Genomic DNA, 15,168 nt, shown 5'->3' with positions numbered 1-15,168 from the left:
GAGCGCCTGGCAGCCGCCGCCGCCGCCGAGGCGGAGGCGGCCGCCAAGCGTCGCGAGCGCATGGCGATGGACCGCATCGCCGCGGCCGAGGCATCGGCCGTGGCCGAGGTGCGCAACGCCGCCGCCGATATCGCCGGCGCCGCCGCCCGCGCCGTCATCGCCGAGACGCTGGATGCCACCGCCGATGCGGCGCTGGTCGACCAGTCCGTCGCCGATCTGCCCAAGGCGCTGCGCGCCGCCTGACACACCGCGCGCCGGCGAGAAACAGGGCGCTGTCCTTCGGGACAGCGCCTTTTTCACGCGCGCGCACCGGGGCTTCCGCTTTTCGTCGCCCCCGCTAGCATCCGCCACAGACGCAGGAGGAACATCATGAAGACCAGGATTACACTAGCCGCCGCGCTGCTCGCCTGCACGACGATCGCGGCACAGGCCAACACCTTCCGCTGGGCCAATGACGGCGACGTCAACTCGATGGACCCCTATGCGCGGAACGAGACCTTCCTGCTGTCATTCAACGCCAACATCTACGAGCCGCTGGTGCGCCGGAACCGCCAGCTGCAGGTCGAACCAGCGCTGGCGGCGCGCTGGGAGCAGCCCTCGCCCACCGTCTGGCGCTTCCACCTGCGCGAGGGCGTGCGCTTCTCGGACGGCACGCCCTTCACCGCGGATGACGTGATCTTCTCCTACGAACGCGCGCGCGCGCAGGGGTCCAACATCTCCTCTGTCTTCGCGTCGGTGAAGGAGGCGCGCGTCGTCTCGCCGACGGTCATCGAATTCGAGACCAGCCAGCCCGACCCGATCTTCATCGAGGGGATCACCACCTGGGGCATCATGTCGCGCGCCTGGGCGGAGCGGAACAACGCCACGCGCAGCGCCGACCTCACGACGCGGCAGGAGAACTTCGCCACCCGCAACGCCATGGGCACCGGGCCCTTCGTGCTGGTCAGCCGCGAGCCTGACCGCCGCACCGTGCTCGCACCCAACCCGACCTGGTGGGACCGGCCCGAACACAACCTGACCCGGGTCGAATTCAATGTCATCGCCAATGACGCGACGCGCGTGGCCGCGCTGATCAGCAACGAGGTGGACATGGTCTACACCGTGCCACCCCAGGACACCGAGCGCCTGTCGCGCACGCCGGGCATCCGCGTGCACCAGCAGGCCGAGCTGCGCACCATCTACCTCGGCATGGACCAGTCGCGCGACGAGCTGCTGAAGTCCGACGTGCGCGGCCGCAACCCCTTCCGCGACGTGCGCGTGCGCCGCGCCTTCCAGATGGCGATCGACAACGAGGCGATCGTGCGCACCGTCATGCGCGGCCAGGCGCGCGCCACCGGCCTGATGATCGGCCCCGGCGTGAACGGCCATACCGACGCGCTGGACACCGCGGTGCGCGTGCGCCCGAACGTGGAGCAGGCGCGCCGCCTGCTGGCCGAGGCCGGCTACCCGAACGGCTTCCAGGTCGGCATGGACTGCCCGAACGATCGCTACGTGAACGACGAGGCGATCTGCACCGCCGTCGTCGCCATGCTGGCGCGCGCGGGCATCCGCGTGCAGCTCAACGCCCAGACCCGCGCGCGCTACTTCGCCGAGATCCTGGCCCCGCGCTACACCACGTCCTTCTTCATGCTTGGCTGGACCCCCGCGACCTACGACGCGCACAATTCGCTGTACAACCTGATGGGCACGCGCGACGGCACGCGCGGCGTTTTCAACTCCGGCGGCTATTCCAATCCGCGCTTCGACACCCTGACCGACCAGATCGCCATCGAGACCGACCGCACGCGCCGACAGGCGCTGATCGAAGAGGCGATGCGCCTGCACGCCGAGGAGGTCGGGCATATCCCGCTGCATCAGCAGGTGGTGATCTGGGCGGCGCGGCAGAACGTGACGCTTCAGCAGCTGGCGGATAACTGGTTCCCGCTCAGGCTCGTGCGGATCGGGCAGTAAGGAGGGGGGGGCGCCGCCCCCCTCACCCCCCGCCAAGGGGCAACCGCCCCTTGAATCCGGGTAAATCAGTCCGCCCTGGCGCCGGAGGCGCGGACGGCTTCGCGCCAGCGCGCACTCTCGGCGGCGACGAAGGCGGGCAGGTCGGCGCGCGAGATCGGCATAGGGTCGAAGGCGCGGTCGCGGAACAGTGCGGCCATCTCGGGGCCGGCCAGCGCGCGGCGCGTCTCGGCATCGATGCGCGCCACCACGGGCTCGGGCGTCGCACGCAGCACGAACAGGCCGGTCCAGTTCACCGAGAGGAAACCCGGCAGCACCGAGGCGATCGGCGGCACGCCGGGCAGCGCGGCATTCTCGCTCTCCGACGCCACGCCCAGCGCGCGGATCGCACCCCCGCGCACCTGCGGCAGGGCGGTGCCGAGCCCGTCGAACATCATCGGCACATTGCCCGCGACCAGGTCCGTCATCGCCGGCGCACTGCCGCGATAGGGCACATGCGTCATCTCCACGCCAACCGCGGCGCGGAACATCTCGCCCGTCAGGTGCAGCTGCGAGCCCGTGCCTGAGGAGGCGTAGTTCACCCGCCCCGGATTGGCGCGGATGTAGGCGACCAACTCGGGCAGCGTGGCCATCGGCAGCGCGCGCGCGTTCACCACCAGCACGTTGGGCTGCTGCGCCAGCATCGCGACCGGCGCGAAATCCGTATCCGGGTCGAAGGGCAGGCGCGCATAGAGCGCCTTGTTGATGCAGATGAGCGAGGCGGTCGCCACCAGCAGCGTGTGGCCATCCGGCTCGGCGCGCGCGAAGGCCTCGCCCGCCACGGTGCCGCCGGCGCCGCCGCGATTGTCGATCACCACCGGTTGGCCGAGTGCCGCCGCGAGCCGCTCGCCGATCGCACGCGCCAGGATGTCGGTGGTGCCGCCCGCGGCGAAGGGGACCAGGATGCGGATGGGGCGGCTGGGGAAGGCCTGCGCAAGCGCCGGCGCTGCGAATGCCGCGGCGCCGGCAAGTCCAAGGACGGCGCGACGGTCGATCATCGGCATGGCGGCTTCTCCTCGCTTTCGCCGCAAGTGTAGCGCCGCCGCGGCGAAACGGCGACCCGCGACTCAGCGCGCGCCGAGCAGCGGGCCGCCGGGGCGAGCCTCCGCCGCGCCATCCAGCACCACATGCAGCGCAGCGCGCGCGGCATCCAGTCCGATCACCGGCGCCGCGAATCGCAGGAACTTCGTGCGCACCGCATCCTCGCGCATCGGCAGGTCGGGATCGCCCGGCACGCGATCCGCGCGCGCCTCCAGCACGCGACCGTCGCGCAGGGTCACGCGCAGCGCCGCACCACGGCGCCCGGCCTCGGTCAGCGTGGCATCCTCCTCCAGCGCGACCAGCGCCTCGATCCGCCGCAGCGCCGCATCCGCCAGCGCCGCATCGGTATAGGCGGCAGGCCCGAGATCCCCCTGCACCAGCCCCGCCGCCACCGCCCAGGAGAGGCTGAACTGCGCCGTGATGGCACTGCCCGGCGCGCGGTTCCCGGCATAGCGCAGCGCCTCGGCATAAGTTGAGAGCGTGACCGCCGCGACATCCTCCGCCGCGATCCCCGCGCGCAGGTCGATCGCCGCCGCCGCGGCGTAATGCGCGTGGCGCACGCCCGCGAAGGGCTTGATGTAGGCTTCCTCGACCAGCCAGGTGCCGGGCGGTGCGACCACCGCGGGAGCCTCGTGCCCCAGCGCCACGCGCCGCGCCTCGGCGAAGCCGCCCTCCGGCGCATCCATCCCCGCCATCGCGCCGGCGGCGCACAACGCCCCGAGCAGCACCGCATGCGCCGGGTAGCTGTTGCGCCCGTCCATCCCGGCGGAAATCGGCGCATACATCGAGAAGGGCACCTGGCAGCCCGCGAGGCGCACCGCGCGCATCGCCGCATCCGCATCGCCGCGGGCGAGGCGCACCGCCGCCGCGGCCGCACCGAGCGCGTGCCAGGACCCGTCCACATGCATGCCCGGTCGGATGCGCCACGCCTCGCCCGCACGCCCGCCGACCTCGTAGCCGAGGGTGAAGGCCGCCAGGGCCTCGCCCAGGGTCGCGCGCCCCTCCGCCAGGGCCGCGATGCACAGCGGCGCCACGGCCAGCGCGGGCCGACCGTGCGCGCGGGCCAGGCCTTCATTGGCCTCGTCCCAGCACATCGCCGCCGCCAGCGTCGCGGCCGCGCCGGCCTGCGACAGCACAGGTGTCACGCCAGGCAGGCGGATCGTGCCGGGCATCGTGGCCGCGATCGCCGATGCAAAGCCGCGCACCCGCGCATGGCCGAGCCCGGCGACCATGCAGCCGAGGCTGTCCGCCAGCAGCAGCCGCGCCTTGGCCGCGGCCGTACTGCCGGGCGGCGCGCCATCCCAGGCGAAGGCGATCGCGCTCATGGCCGGCGCTCCGCCAGCGCGGCGCGGAAGAAGGCCACCGCATCCGCGGCGAAGTCGCGCAGGAAGGCGGCGCGGTCGAGCCCCGGCGGATCGGCGCAGAGATAGGGCAGCGCGACGCGCCGTTCCGCATCGCAGGGCGGCATGAAGACCCAGTGGCCGGCCCCGGGGACCACGGTCGGCGCCGGGCGGCCAGGCAGAAGCGGCGCGATGGCCTCGGCGTGATGGGGCTCGCGCAGCACCGTGTCGGCGCCGGCGCGCCACAGCCGCACCATCGTGCCGGGCGCCACCTGCGCGAAGCCGTCGGGCGCAAAGAGGAAGCCCAGCGCCGGCGCGGCGAGCAGCACCGCGCGCACCCGCGCATCCGCCGCGCCGAAGGGTGGCAGCCCCGCCGCGGCCTCGAGCGCCGCGCGGCCGAACGGCGATTGGCAAAGCCGTTCCTCGGGATACGCGGCGCAGAGCGCGATCCAGCGCGACGGATCGACCCGCCCGCCCATCAGCAGCAGCGCCGCCGTGCCGCCCGCCGAATAGCCGAAGACCCCGACGCGCGCCGGATCGAGCCGGTCGGGCCGCGCCGCGAGCACGTGGTCCAGCACGCGGGTCGCATCCCGCGCGCGGGCCTGCATGCGCGCGAAGGCGTTGGGTGCGCTGGAATCCGCGGGCTGGGTCACCGCCACCGCGGCGATGCCCGCCTGCGCCAGGGCCTGGCCGAGCGGCGCGTGGTCGGTGAAGGCGCCGCCGGCACCATGCAGCAGCAGCACCAGCGCGCCGCGGGCACCGCCCTCCGGCAGCCACAGCGCGCCCGCGAGCGGCGGCGTGCCGGGCACCTCGATCGCGACCTGCGCGCGTGCCGGCAGCGCCAGCAGCAGCAGCAGGACCAGCGCGCGGGCGATCACGCCTCGCCGCCCTCCGGGCCGTAGAAGATCACCCAGAGCGCCAGGTCGTCCGAGACATCCTCGAAGCGGTGCTCGGCACCTGCGGGCGCCCAGACCAGGTGGCCGGGAGCGACCGCCGCGCGCGTGCCCTCGCAGACGAACCAGCCATGGCCGCGGACAACCACATAGGCCTCGTCGCGCGTGTGCGGCGTCTGCGTGTCCTGCCCGCGCGGGGCATACCAGCGCGCCTCGAAGCTGCCATGGGTGAAGATGCACGCCGAGAGCCGGCCGGGATCGTTCGGCACGGCTGCGGCCTCGGCGGCGGGAAAGACATGGCGCGTCATGGCGCGATGCTGCGCGCCGCGCGGCGCGCGCGCAACCGGGTCAGAAGGCGATGCGCCCCGCGGCGGCCAGCGCCAGCAGCAGCGAGGCCACATGCGTCGATTGCTGCACCGCGCCCTCGCGGATGATGCGCAGCACCTCGGCGACGGGGATGAGCTCGACCGCGATCTCCTCCCCATTGTCGAAGGACTGCGCGCCGGCCGGCGCCGCGCCCAGGGCGAGCACGGTGTGCAGGCGGTTGGTGTGCGTCGCGGGGTTGGGACGCAGGCTGACCACGTGGCGGAACTCGCGCGCGCCGTGGCCCGTCTCCTCGCGGAATTCGCGCCGTCCGGCGGCGATGGCGTCGGCATCCTCGGCATCCATGACGCCGCCGGGGAGCTCGAGATGCACCTCCCCCGCGCCGTGGCGATACTGCCGGTTCATCACAAGGCGATCGTCATCGGTGAGTGCGACCACATGCACCCAGTCCCGGTATTCCAGCACGTAGAACGGATCGACCACGTCGCCCGAGGGGGCGACGCAGGAATCCGCGCGCAGGCGGATCCAGCGATCCGCCAGCACGATCCGGCTGGCGGTGACGCGCCAGGGCTTCAACGTCATTCGGCGGCGATCTGGTGCTGGTTCGCGTAGGCCTCCAGCGGCGCGCAGGAACACACCAGGTTGCGGTCGCCGTAGACGTTGTCGACGCGCTTCACCGGCGGCCAGTACTTGCGCGCCTTCACGAAGGGCAGCGGGAAGGCGGCCTGTTCGCGCGAATAGGGGTGCGTCCAGGTCTCCGCGATCACCTCGGCCGCAGTGTGCGGCGCGTTCTTCAGCGGGTTGTCGGCCTTGTCCATGCGGCCCTGCTCGACGGCCCGGATCTCGGCGCGGATCGCGATCATGGCGTCGATGAAGCGATCCAGCTCCGCCTTGGGCTCGCTCTCGGTCGGTTCGACCATCAGCGTGCCCGCCACCGGCCAGGACATGGTCGGCGCGTGGAAGCCGTAGTCCTGCAGGCGCTTGGCGATGTCCTCGACCAGCACGCCGCCGCCCTGCTGGAAGCCGCGGCAGTCGAGGATGCATTCATGCGCGACCATGCCGTTCGCACCGCGGTAGAGCACCGGGAAATGCGCCTCGAGCCGCTTCGCCATGTAGTTCGCCGACAGGATCGCGACCTCAGTCGCGCGCGTGAGGCCCTCCGCACCCATCATGCGGATATAGGCGTAGCTGATCGGCAGGATCGACGCGGAGCCGAAGGGCGCGGCGCTGACCGGCCCGAAGCCCGTGGCCGGCCCGGCTTCGGCCAGCAGCGGATGGTTCGGCAAATGCGGTGCAAGGTGCGCCGCAACGCCGATCGGCCCCACGCCCGGCCCGCCGCCGCCATGCGGGATGCAGAAGGTCTTGTGCAGGTTCAGGTGGCAGACATCCGCGCCGATGCCGCCCGGGCTGGTCAGCCCGACCTGCGCATTCATGTTGGCGCCGTCCATGTAGACCTGCCCGCCGGCGGCGTGCACCGCGGCGCAGATCTCCTTAATCTCGGCCTCGAACACGCCATGCGTGGACGGATAGGTCACCATCAGCGCCGCGAGGTTGGCACCATGCTGCGCGATCTTGGCGTGCAGGTCCGCGACATCGACATTGCCGTCGCGGTCGCAGCCCACCACGACCACCTGCATCCCCGCCATCACGGCCGAGGCCGGGTTGGTGCCATGCGCGGAGGACGGGATCAGGCAGATGTTGCGATGCCCCTCCCCGCGCGCCTGGTGATACGCACGGATGGCGAGCAGCCCGGCATACTCGCCCTGGCTGCCGGCATTGGGCTGCAGGGACACCGCCGCGAAGCCGGTGATCCGGGCCAGCCAGGATTCCAGCTGGCGGATCAGCGCGATGTAGCCCGCCGCCTGGTCCACCGGCGCGAAGGGATGGATGTTGCCGAAGCCGGGGAAGGTGACCGGGATCATCTCCGCCGTCGCGTTCAGCTTCATGGTGCAGGACCCGAGCGGGATCATGCTGCGATTCAGTGCGACGTCCTTGTCCTCGAGCGACTTCAGGTAGCGCAGCATCCCGTGCTCGGAATGATGCGTGTCGAAGACCGACGCGGTCATGAAGGGCGACAGGCGACGCACGCTCTCCGGCAGGTCACCGGCGGGCGAGAGCATGCCGAGCGAGGCCGGCGCCGTGCCCGTGACCTCCGCCACCACGGCACACAGCACGTCGAGGTCGGCGCGCGTCACCGTCTCGTCCATCGCCACCGCGACGCAGCCGGCATCGACGCGACGCAGGTTGAATCCGCGGCGCAGGGCGGCGGACATCAGCGCGTCGGCGCGCGCCCCGGCCTCGATCGCGATGGTGTCGAAGAAGCCTTCGTGGCGCAGCGAGAGCCCCGCCTTCTGCGCGGCATCGCCCAGCAGCCGCGCCTGCAGGCGCACGCGGCGCGCGATGCGCTTCAGCCCCTCAGGCCCGTGCCAGACCGCGTACATGCCGGCCATGACCGCGAGCAGCACCTGCGCGGTGCAGATGTTGGACGTCGCCTTCTCGCGGCGGATGTGCTGCTCGCGCGTCTGCAAGGCGAGGCGCATGGCGGGCGCGCCGGCGGCATCGACCGAGACACCCACCAGGCGCCCGGGCATCAACCGCTTCAGCGGGTCGGTCACGGCCATGAAGGCGGCATGCGGGCCGCCATAGCCCATGGGCACGCCGAAGCGCTGCGTGCTGCCCACGACGATGTCGGCCCCCATCTCGCCCGGCGGCTTCAGCAGCGTGAGCGAGAGCGGATCGGCGGCCACGATGGCGAGTCCGCCCGCCGCATGCGCGGCCGCGATCTCGGCGGTCAGGTCGCGCACCTCGCCGGTCGTGCCGGGGTATTGCAGCACCAGCGCGAAGGGCTTCTCCGCGGCACAGGCGGCGGCGATGTCCGCCACCGGCGCGACATGCACGCGCCAGCCATGGGGTTCGGCGCGCGTGCGCAGCACCGCCAGCGTCTGCGGGTGCAGGTCGGCGGCGGCGACGATCACCTCGGACTTGCCGCGCGTCGCGCCGTGGGCCATCGCCATCGCCTCGGCCACCGCGGTGCCCTCGTCGAGCAGCGAGGCATTCGCCACCGGCAGGCCCGCCAGGTCGCAGACCATGGTCTGGAAGTTCACCAGCGCCTCGAGCCGCCCCTGCGCGATCTCGGCCTGATACGGCGTATAGGCCGTGTACCAGCCCGGATTCTCCAGCACGTTGCGCAGGATGACGGGCGGGGTCAGCGTGCCGTGGTAGCCCAACCCGATCAGCGACTTGATGTCGGCGCGGTTGCGCCCGGCCAGTTCGCGCAGTTCCGCGATGACCTCGGCCTCCGTCACCGGCGGCGGCAGCGCGGAGAGGTCAGCGCCGCGGATTGCGCCGGGCACGGTGCGCGCCGCGAGATCCTCCAGGCTCTGCGCGCCGACCACCTTCAGCATGGCGGCGATCTCGGCCTCGGAGGGGCCGATGTGGCGGCGGGCGAATTCCTCGTGCTCCTCGAGCTCGAGCAGGGTCGCGGGGCTGTTCATGCGAGGCTGTCCACGAAGGCGGCGTAGGTGGTCTCGTCCATCAGCCCATCGAGCGCGCCGGGGTCCGAGGTCTCGATCTTGAAGAACCAGCCATCAGTGGTGGGCGCGGCGTTGATCGCGCCGGGATTGTCGGCCAGCGCGCCATTCACCGCGACGATCTTCCCCGCGATCGGGGCATAGACGTCGGAGGCGGCCTTCACGCTCTCGACCACCGCGATCGGCTCGCCGGCCGTCACCTCGCGGCCGATCTCGGGCAGGTCCACGAAGACCACGTCGCCCAGCGCGTTCTGCGCGTGGTCGGTGATGCCGATGACGGCGACGCCGCCATCCATCCGCACCCATTCATGGTCCTTGGTGAATTTCGTCTCGGGCATCGGTGCGGCTCCTCAGCGGGCGTAGCGGTGGGGAACGAAGGGCATGGGCGCGACGCGGGCAGCGAGCGGCTTGCCGCGCACCATGAGTTCGAGGGCGGTGCCGTCGGCGGCGTGTTCGCGCGCGACATAGCCCATGGCCATGGGGCCGTTCAGCGAGGGGCCGAAGCCGCCGGAGGTGACCTCGCCGATGGCTGCACCACCCGGCGCATGCACCGGCGTGTGGCCGCGCGCCGGCTGGCGGCCCTCGGGGCGGATGCCGACGCGCAGGCGCTTCGTGCCGTTGGCGAGGTCCTCGCGCACGCGCTCCGCGCCGGGGAAGTTCCACTCGGTGCGACGGCGCTTGCCGATGGTCCAGGTCAGCGCGGCCTCGACCGCGCTGGTCGTCTCGTCGATGTCATTGCCGTAGAGGCAGAGCCCGGCCTCGAGGCGCAGCGAATCGCGCGCCCCGAGCCCCGCCGGCTGCACGCCGGGCAGGGCCAGCAGCGCGCGGGCGAAGCGTTCGGCGTCCTCGGCGGGCACCGACACCTCGACGCCATCCTCGCCCGTGTAGCCGGAGCGCGACACCAGCGCCGGCACGCCCGCGATGGTGAAGGCGCCCACCCCCATGAAGGACAGGTCCGCGATGCCCGGTGCGAGGGTCGCGATCGACGCGACCGCCTGCGGCCCCTGCAGCGCGATCAGCGCGCGGTCCGCCAGCGGCTTCAGCCTCACACCCGCGGGCAGCAGCGATTCGATGCGCGGCAGGTCGAGGTGCTTGCGGCTCGCATTCACCACCAGGAACAGCCGGTCGCCGAGGTTGGCGACCATGAAATCGTCCAGGATGCCGCCATCATCGAGCGTCAGCAGGCCGTATTTCTGCCGGCCTGGCTTCAGCACCTGCACATCGGCCGGCGTGGCGCGTTCCAGCGCGGCGGCAGCACCCTCGCCCACCAGTTCCGCCTGGCCCATGTGCGAGACATCGAACAGCGACGCCGCGGCGCGGCAATGCAGGTGCTCCGCCATGATGCCGGCGGGGTACTGTACGGGCATGGCGTAGCCGGCGAAGGGCACCATGCGCCCGCCGAGCTCGCGGTGCAGGCCCGCCAGGGGCGTTTCGAGAAGCGACTCGGTCGAATCGGCCACGGTGCCTCCCGCCGCTCTGCGGCGATTGGGGTTCAGTCCGTGGCCCCCCTCTGTCCGATGACCTGAGAGATTCGGTCGCGGTGTTGACCGCGCCTTACTCCGTCGGTGCCGCGGCATTGCTGCCACGGGCTTTCCAGAGGCCCCTTCCCCGCGCGGCCCTTCTGCCTGAGCGTTTCCGGGGGCCGGTTGCGCCTTCGGCGGGGGCGTCGCCGCCCCTCTCTCCCGCGCGGGATCTGCGGGGTGCGCCTTCCTGACAGATCGCCCGGCCGGGCGCAACGATGCAGGTCAGGCGATGGGCCGCCAGGGCTCGGTCACGCGCAAGGGATGCAGCGTGAAGCGCCAGGTGCAGCCCGCGCCCGGCTGGTCATGCGCGCGCGCGATGGGCAGCCCCGCCCAGGCGCACATCAGCAGCGTGCCGGTGCCGCCATGGCCGACCAGGACCAGGTCGCCGCCGGCATGCCCCGCCAGGATCTCGCGTGCCGCCGCCACCACGCGGCGCTGCGCATCCACCGCGCGTTCCCAGCCTTCGACGCTCTCCTCCGGCCGGGCGAAGAAGGCGTCGGCCAGCGCCTCGAATTCCGGCCGCGGGCGGTAGCCGGTACTCGATCGGTCCATCTCCGCCAGGCCCGGATGGACCTGCACCGGCAGCCCGAAGCGGGCGGCCAGGATGCCGGCGGATTCGATCGCCTTGGTCTCGTCGCTCGCCCAGATGGCGGCGGGGGGCGCGGCGAAGGGCTGGCGCCGCAGCTTCGCGATGCCTTCCGGCGCCAGGTGCCAACGCGGCACCGGGACGGCCGGATCGATCACCACCTCGGGGTGGGAGACGAAGACCCCCTGTGCGGTCACCGCGGTCCACGGCGGCGGTTCACCGCCAGTTCCTCCGGCGTCAGCTGGAAGGACAGGCGCACATTGTGGTTCTCGACCAGGCGTTCCTCGGCCGGGAAGCTGAACAAGACCGGCGTGCTCGCGACCCGCACGCGGTTGGCGTTGCCCTCGAAGACCACGGGCGTCACGTAGTCGCGCCGCTCGATGATCTGGCCGTCGCCGGCATCGGTCACGGCGATGAACCAGGGCAGCGTCACGCGCGGGACGGTCGAGACCGGGCCGCGCTCCACGTCGAAGATGGCGCTGATGCGGACATTCACGGCCTCGCGCCGGCGGGTGTAGTCGCAGCTGGCATTGAAGCCGACCAGCCGGGCGTCGCTGGTCATGGAGGCGATGTCCGGCACCGCGCCATCGCGATAGCGCGTGAGGTCGGCGCCATCGGCCAGGATGGTGATGCGCGGGCAGGGCGCCGGCGGGCTGGACGACGGGGAACTGCCGCCGCCACAGCCGGCCAGCACCGCCGCCGCCAAACACAATGCTGCCTTGCGCCGCATGAAACCCACCTTTCCATCCCCCTTTGACCCAGGGCGCCCCATCTATAGTGTGCCGCCCGCCCTGGGCAGGGAGCAACCTGCCCGCCCCTGCAACGCCGCGCGAGCTCATGACACCCGAGAAGCCCCGCCTCCATGTCCTGCTCGCCGGCCCGCGCGGCTTCTGCGCCGGCGTGGACCGCGCCATCAAGATCGTCGAGGAGGCGCTGAAGCGCCATGGCGCGCCTGTCTATGTCCGCCACGAGATCGTGCACAACCGCTTCGTGGTGGAAGGGCTCGAGCGGCAGGGCGCGATATTCGTCGAGGAACTGGCCGAGGTGCCCGATGACGGGCAGCCGGTGATCTTCTCCGCCCATGGCGTGCCGAAATCGGTCCCGGCCGAGGCCGCCGGGCGCGAGATGTATTTCCTCGACGCCACCTGCCCGCTGGTGAGCAAGGTGCACCGCGAGGCCGAGCGCCACCACGCGCGCGGGCGGCACCTGCTGCTGATCGGCCATGCCGGCCACCCGGAGGTGGTCGGCACCATGGGCCAGCTGCCCGAAGGCGCCATGACACTGGTCGAGGATGCGGAGGCGGCGCGCAGCGTCGCCCCGCCAGCCGGCATGGAGCTGGCCTACACCACCCAGACCACGCTGTCGGTCGACGACACCGCCGAGATCGTGGCGATCCTGCGCGACCGCTTCCCCGGAATCGAGGGGCCGGCGAAGGAGGACATCTGCTACGCCACCACCAACCGCCAGGCCGCGGTGAAGGCGGTGGCGGCGCGCTCCGAGCTGGTGATCGTGGTGGGCGCGCCGAATTCGTCGAACTCCGTGCGGCTGCGGGAGGTGGCGGAACGCTCCGGCGCGCCGCGCGCGGTGATGGTGCAGCGCGGCGCCGAGCTCGACCCGGCCATCGCCGATGGCTGCGCCACCATCGGCATCACGGCGGGCGCCTCGGCACCCGAGGTGCTGGTGCAGGAGGTGCTGGAGCGCCTGCGCGACCGCTTCGAGGTGAGCGTGGAGGAAGTCACGGTGGCGGTGGAGGACATCATCTTCCGCATCCCCCGCATGCGCGCCGTGGCCTGATGGCGGTCTACACGGAAGTCTCGGACGAGGCGCTGCGCGCCTTCCTGGCGGACTACGCGCTCGGCGAGCTGCTCGCCTTCCGCGGCATCGCCGAGGGGGTGGAGAATTCCAACTACGCGCTGAAGACCGAGCGCGGGGACTTCATCCTCACGCTGTACGAGAAGCGGGTCGATCCGGCGGAGCTGCCCTATTTCCTCGGGCTGATGGACCACCTGGCGGGGCACGGGCTGGCCTGCCCGACGCCGGTGCATGGGCGCGACGGGCAGGCGCTGCGCAGCCTTGCCGGGCGGCCGGCGGCGATCGTCACCTTCCTGCCGGGCGTCTGGCCTCGCCGCGTGCGGCCGGAACATTGCGCGCCGCTGGGCCGCGCGCTGGCCGGGATGCATGTGGCGGGCGAAGGCTTCGCGATGGTGCGGGGGAATGCGCTCGGCCCCGCCGGCTGGGCGCCGCTGCTCGAGGGCTGCCGCGCGCGGGGCGACGAGGTGCAGCCCGGCCTGGTGGCCGAGCTGGACGCGGCGCTGGCCGGAATCCTGTCGGCCTGGCCAGACAAGGGGGCGCTGCCACGCGGGCAGATCCATGCCGACCTGTTCCCCGACAATGTCTTCTTCCTGCCGGGCGAGGACGGGCGGCCGCGCGTCTCGGGGCTGATCGACTTCTACTTCGCCTGCACCGACCTGCTCGCCTACGACGTCGCGGTCTGCCTGAACGCCTGGTGCTTCGAGGCCGACTACGCCTTCAACGTGACCAAGGCGCGCGCGCTGCTGCAGGCCTACGATGCCGTGCGGCCACTCTCGGCGCCGGAGCGCGCCGCGCTGCCGGTGCTCGCACGCGGCGCCGCGCTGCGCTTCCTGCTCACGCGCCTGTTCGACTGGACGCACACGCCCCCCGGCGCGCTGGTCACGCGCAAGGACCCGCTGGAATACCTGCGAAAGCTGCGCTTCTTCGCGCAGGCCGGCAGCCCCGCCGCGCTCGGCGCATGACCGCCGACACGCGCCCGCAGGTCGAGATCTGGACCGATGGCGGCTGCAAGCCCAACCCGGGCCCCGGCGGCTGGGCCGCCATCCTGCGCTTCGGCGAGCACGAGCGCGAACTGACCGGCGGCGAGGCCGAGACCACCAACAACCGCATGGAGCTGACGGCCGCCATCATGGCGCTGGAGGCACTGAAGAAGCCCTGCATCGTGGCGCTGCACACCGACAGCGAATACGTCCGCAACGGCATCAGCCGCTGGATCCATGGCTGGGTGCGCAGCAACTGGCGCAACGCGGCGAAGGAGCCGGTGAAGAACCTCGACCTCTGGCAGCGCCTGCTGGCGGCGGCGAAGCCTCACGAGGTGGAATGGAAATGGGTGCGCGGCCATGCCGGGGACCCGATGAACGAACGCGCCGACGCGCTGGCGACCGCGGCACGGGATGCGGCAGCGGGGTGACGTCCCGCCCGCTTCAGCGGCGCTCCTCGCGGATCGAGATGCTGATGACGCCGGTATTCGGCCGCCCATCCGTGCGGTCCGCCGCCGAGGCAACGATCGCGAGCACGAGCGTCGGCGCGGGCGGCGGCGCATCGGCACGGGTGTAGTTCGCCACCAGGTAGGTCAGCGTGCCGAAGGGCCGCGCGCCGGAGGTTCTCTGCGCCGGCCCGGCGACGGTCCAGCCGGGCATGCTCTCCGGCGCGCTGCCCATGATCCGCGCCGCGCCGCCCAGGAAGGCGTCGTGGTCCACGCCCTCGGCCAGCACGCCGCATTGCCCGCCCGGGTCGGTGGTGTTCAGCCGGTAGCGGCCATGCATGCCGCTCACCAGCCAGCCAGCGGTCTCGCGCACCGCCTCGTTGCCGCGCAGCTGGTCGGGCGGCAGCGCGGCGGCGGCTGTTCCGAATTCGCGCGCGATGATCGGCGCCACCGCTTCGCCACGCAGCACGGCGGGAAGGCAGGTGGCTTCGAAGATGCGCATCGCCTCCTGCGTCAGGGCGCGCGCGGCGGCGACCGGCGGTGGCGCGGGCACGGCCTGTGCAAGTGCCGCCACGGGGGCGGCCAGCATCGCGCAGAGCATCAGCAGGCGTTGGTTCATGCGCGGTCTCCTTTGCAGCACGCCAGTGCAGCACCGATGCGCCTGCCTGGCCACCCTTGCCGGCCCACGCGCCGGCGCCGAGACTGCA

General features: G+C 72.3%; 15 protein-coding genes, 1 pseudogene and 2 riboswitches. Of the genes and pseudogenes, 5 read left to right on the top strand and 11 right to left on the bottom strand.

Translation table 11 applies throughout. The annotated features are described in order from the left end of the window. A pseudogene (locus HW578_RS06385) lies at positions 1-243 on the top strand (F0F1 ATP synthase subunit B); the annotation flags it as partial. A 126-nt stretch (positions 244-369) separates the two neighbouring features. Beyond that, a complete protein-coding gene (locus tag HW578_RS06380; protein ID WP_198369712.1) occupies positions 370-1,950 on the top strand; it encodes an ABC transporter substrate-binding protein in 1,581 nt (526 codons plus the stop codon). A gap of 65 nt (positions 1,951-2,015) precedes the next feature. Here the strand turns inward: HW578_RS06380 and HW578_RS06375 are convergent, their stop codons facing one another. From HW578_RS06375 to HW578_RS27710, 10 genes are all read right to left on the bottom strand, one after another. Further along, positions 2,016-2,990, bottom strand: a complete 975-nt coding sequence (locus HW578_RS06375; protein ID WP_198369711.1) for a Bug family tripartite tricarboxylate transporter substrate binding protein — start codon at positions 2,988-2,990, stop codon at positions 2,016-2,018. Positions 2,991-3,053: 63 nt separating this feature from the next. Beyond that, entirely contained in the window at positions 3,054-4,352 is a 1,299-nt protein-coding gene (locus tag HW578_RS06370; protein ID WP_198369710.1) for an MmgE/PrpD family protein, read from the bottom strand. After that, positions 4,349-5,245, bottom strand: coding sequence for an alpha/beta hydrolase family protein (locus tag HW578_RS06365; protein WP_198369709.1), 897 nt, complete (start codon positions 5,243-5,245; stop codon positions 4,349-4,351). Before HW578_RS06365 ends, HW578_RS06370 begins: the two co-directional genes overlap by 4 nt. Then, positions 5,242-5,568 carry a cupin domain-containing protein gene (locus tag HW578_RS06360; RefSeq protein WP_198369708.1) on the bottom strand — a complete coding sequence of 109 codons (327 nt, stop codon included), beginning with the start codon at positions 5,566-5,568 and terminating at the stop codon, positions 5,242-5,244. Before HW578_RS06360 ends, HW578_RS06365 begins: the two co-directional genes overlap by 4 nt. 40 nt (positions 5,569-5,608) lie before the next feature. Continuing rightward, positions 5,609-6,166, bottom strand: coding sequence for an NUDIX hydrolase (locus tag HW578_RS06355; protein ID WP_198369707.1), 558 nt, complete (start codon positions 6,164-6,166; stop codon positions 5,609-5,611). After that, positions 6,163-9,078: an aminomethyl-transferring glycine dehydrogenase gene (gcvP, locus tag HW578_RS06350; RefSeq protein WP_198369706.1), complete on the bottom strand. Its 2,916-nt coding sequence runs from the start codon at positions 9,076-9,078 to the stop codon at positions 6,163-6,165. The genes HW578_RS06355 and gcvP overlap by 4 nt, the downstream gene beginning before the upstream one ends. Then, positions 9,075-9,452, bottom strand: a complete 378-nt coding sequence (gene gcvH, locus HW578_RS06345; protein ID WP_198369705.1) for a glycine cleavage system protein GcvH — start codon at positions 9,450-9,452, stop codon at positions 9,075-9,077. The genes gcvP and gcvH overlap by 4 nt, the downstream gene beginning before the upstream one ends. A 12-nt stretch (positions 9,453-9,464) precedes the next feature. Further along, positions 9,465-10,574: a glycine cleavage system aminomethyltransferase GcvT gene (gcvT, locus tag HW578_RS06340; RefSeq protein ID WP_198369704.1), complete on the bottom strand. Its 1,110-nt coding sequence runs from the start codon at positions 10,572-10,574 to the stop codon at positions 9,465-9,467. Positions 10,575-10,621: 47 nt separating this feature from the next. Then, positions 10,622-10,714, bottom strand: a riboswitch (glycine riboswitch). Between the two features lie 3 nt (positions 10,715-10,717). Further along, a riboswitch (glycine riboswitch) is annotated at positions 10,718-10,809 on the bottom strand. 50 nt (positions 10,810-10,859) lie between these two features. After that, the gene (locus tag HW578_RS27715) at positions 10,860-11,420 is read right to left on the bottom strand and encodes a histidine phosphatase family protein (protein WP_369407834.1); all 561 of its coding nucleotides are present in this window, start codon (positions 11,418-11,420) and stop codon (positions 10,860-10,862) included. Then, on the bottom strand, positions 11,417-11,953 hold the full coding sequence (locus tag HW578_RS27710; protein WP_232478721.1) for a hypothetical protein: 537 nt from the start codon (positions 11,951-11,953) through the stop codon (positions 11,417-11,419). Before HW578_RS27710 ends, HW578_RS27715 begins: the two co-directional genes overlap by 4 nt. Positions 11,954-12,060: 107 nt before the next feature. Here HW578_RS27710 and ispH point away from each other — a divergent pair, with 107 nt between their 5' ends. The 3 genes from ispH to rnhA are packed head-to-tail and all read left to right on the top strand — an operon-like array spanning position 12,061 to position 14,446. Continuing rightward, positions 12,061-13,017: a 4-hydroxy-3-methylbut-2-enyl diphosphate reductase gene (gene ispH / locus HW578_RS06330; RefSeq protein ID WP_198369702.1), complete on the top strand. Its 957-nt coding sequence runs from the start codon at positions 12,061-12,063 to the stop codon at positions 13,015-13,017. After that, positions 13,017-13,997: a homoserine kinase gene (locus HW578_RS06325; RefSeq protein WP_198369701.1), complete on the top strand. Its 981-nt coding sequence runs from the start codon at positions 13,017-13,019 to the stop codon at positions 13,995-13,997. The genes ispH and HW578_RS06325 overlap by 1 nt, the downstream gene beginning before the upstream one ends. Next, positions 13,994-14,446, top strand: a complete 453-nt coding sequence (gene rnhA / locus HW578_RS06320; RefSeq protein ID WP_198369700.1) for a ribonuclease HI — start codon at positions 13,994-13,996, stop codon at positions 14,444-14,446. The genes HW578_RS06325 and rnhA overlap by 4 nt, the downstream gene beginning before the upstream one ends. A gap of 13 nt (positions 14,447-14,459) precedes the next feature. Here the strand turns inward: rnhA and HW578_RS06315 are convergent, their stop codons facing one another. After that, positions 14,460-15,080: a hypothetical protein gene (locus HW578_RS06315; protein ID WP_198369699.1), complete on the bottom strand. Its 621-nt coding sequence runs from the start codon at positions 15,078-15,080 to the stop codon at positions 14,460-14,462. Positions 15,081-15,168 lie beyond the last annotated feature (88 nt).

The sequence above is a fragment of the Roseomonas rosulenta genome (genome assembly GCF_016106005.1).
GTDB classification, from domain to species: domain Bacteria; phylum Pseudomonadota; class Alphaproteobacteria; order Acetobacterales; family Acetobacteraceae; genus Neoroseomonas; species Neoroseomonas rosulenta.
Note: the sequence above shows the minus strand (reverse complement) of the source record. Positions and strands in the feature narration are given on the sequence as shown.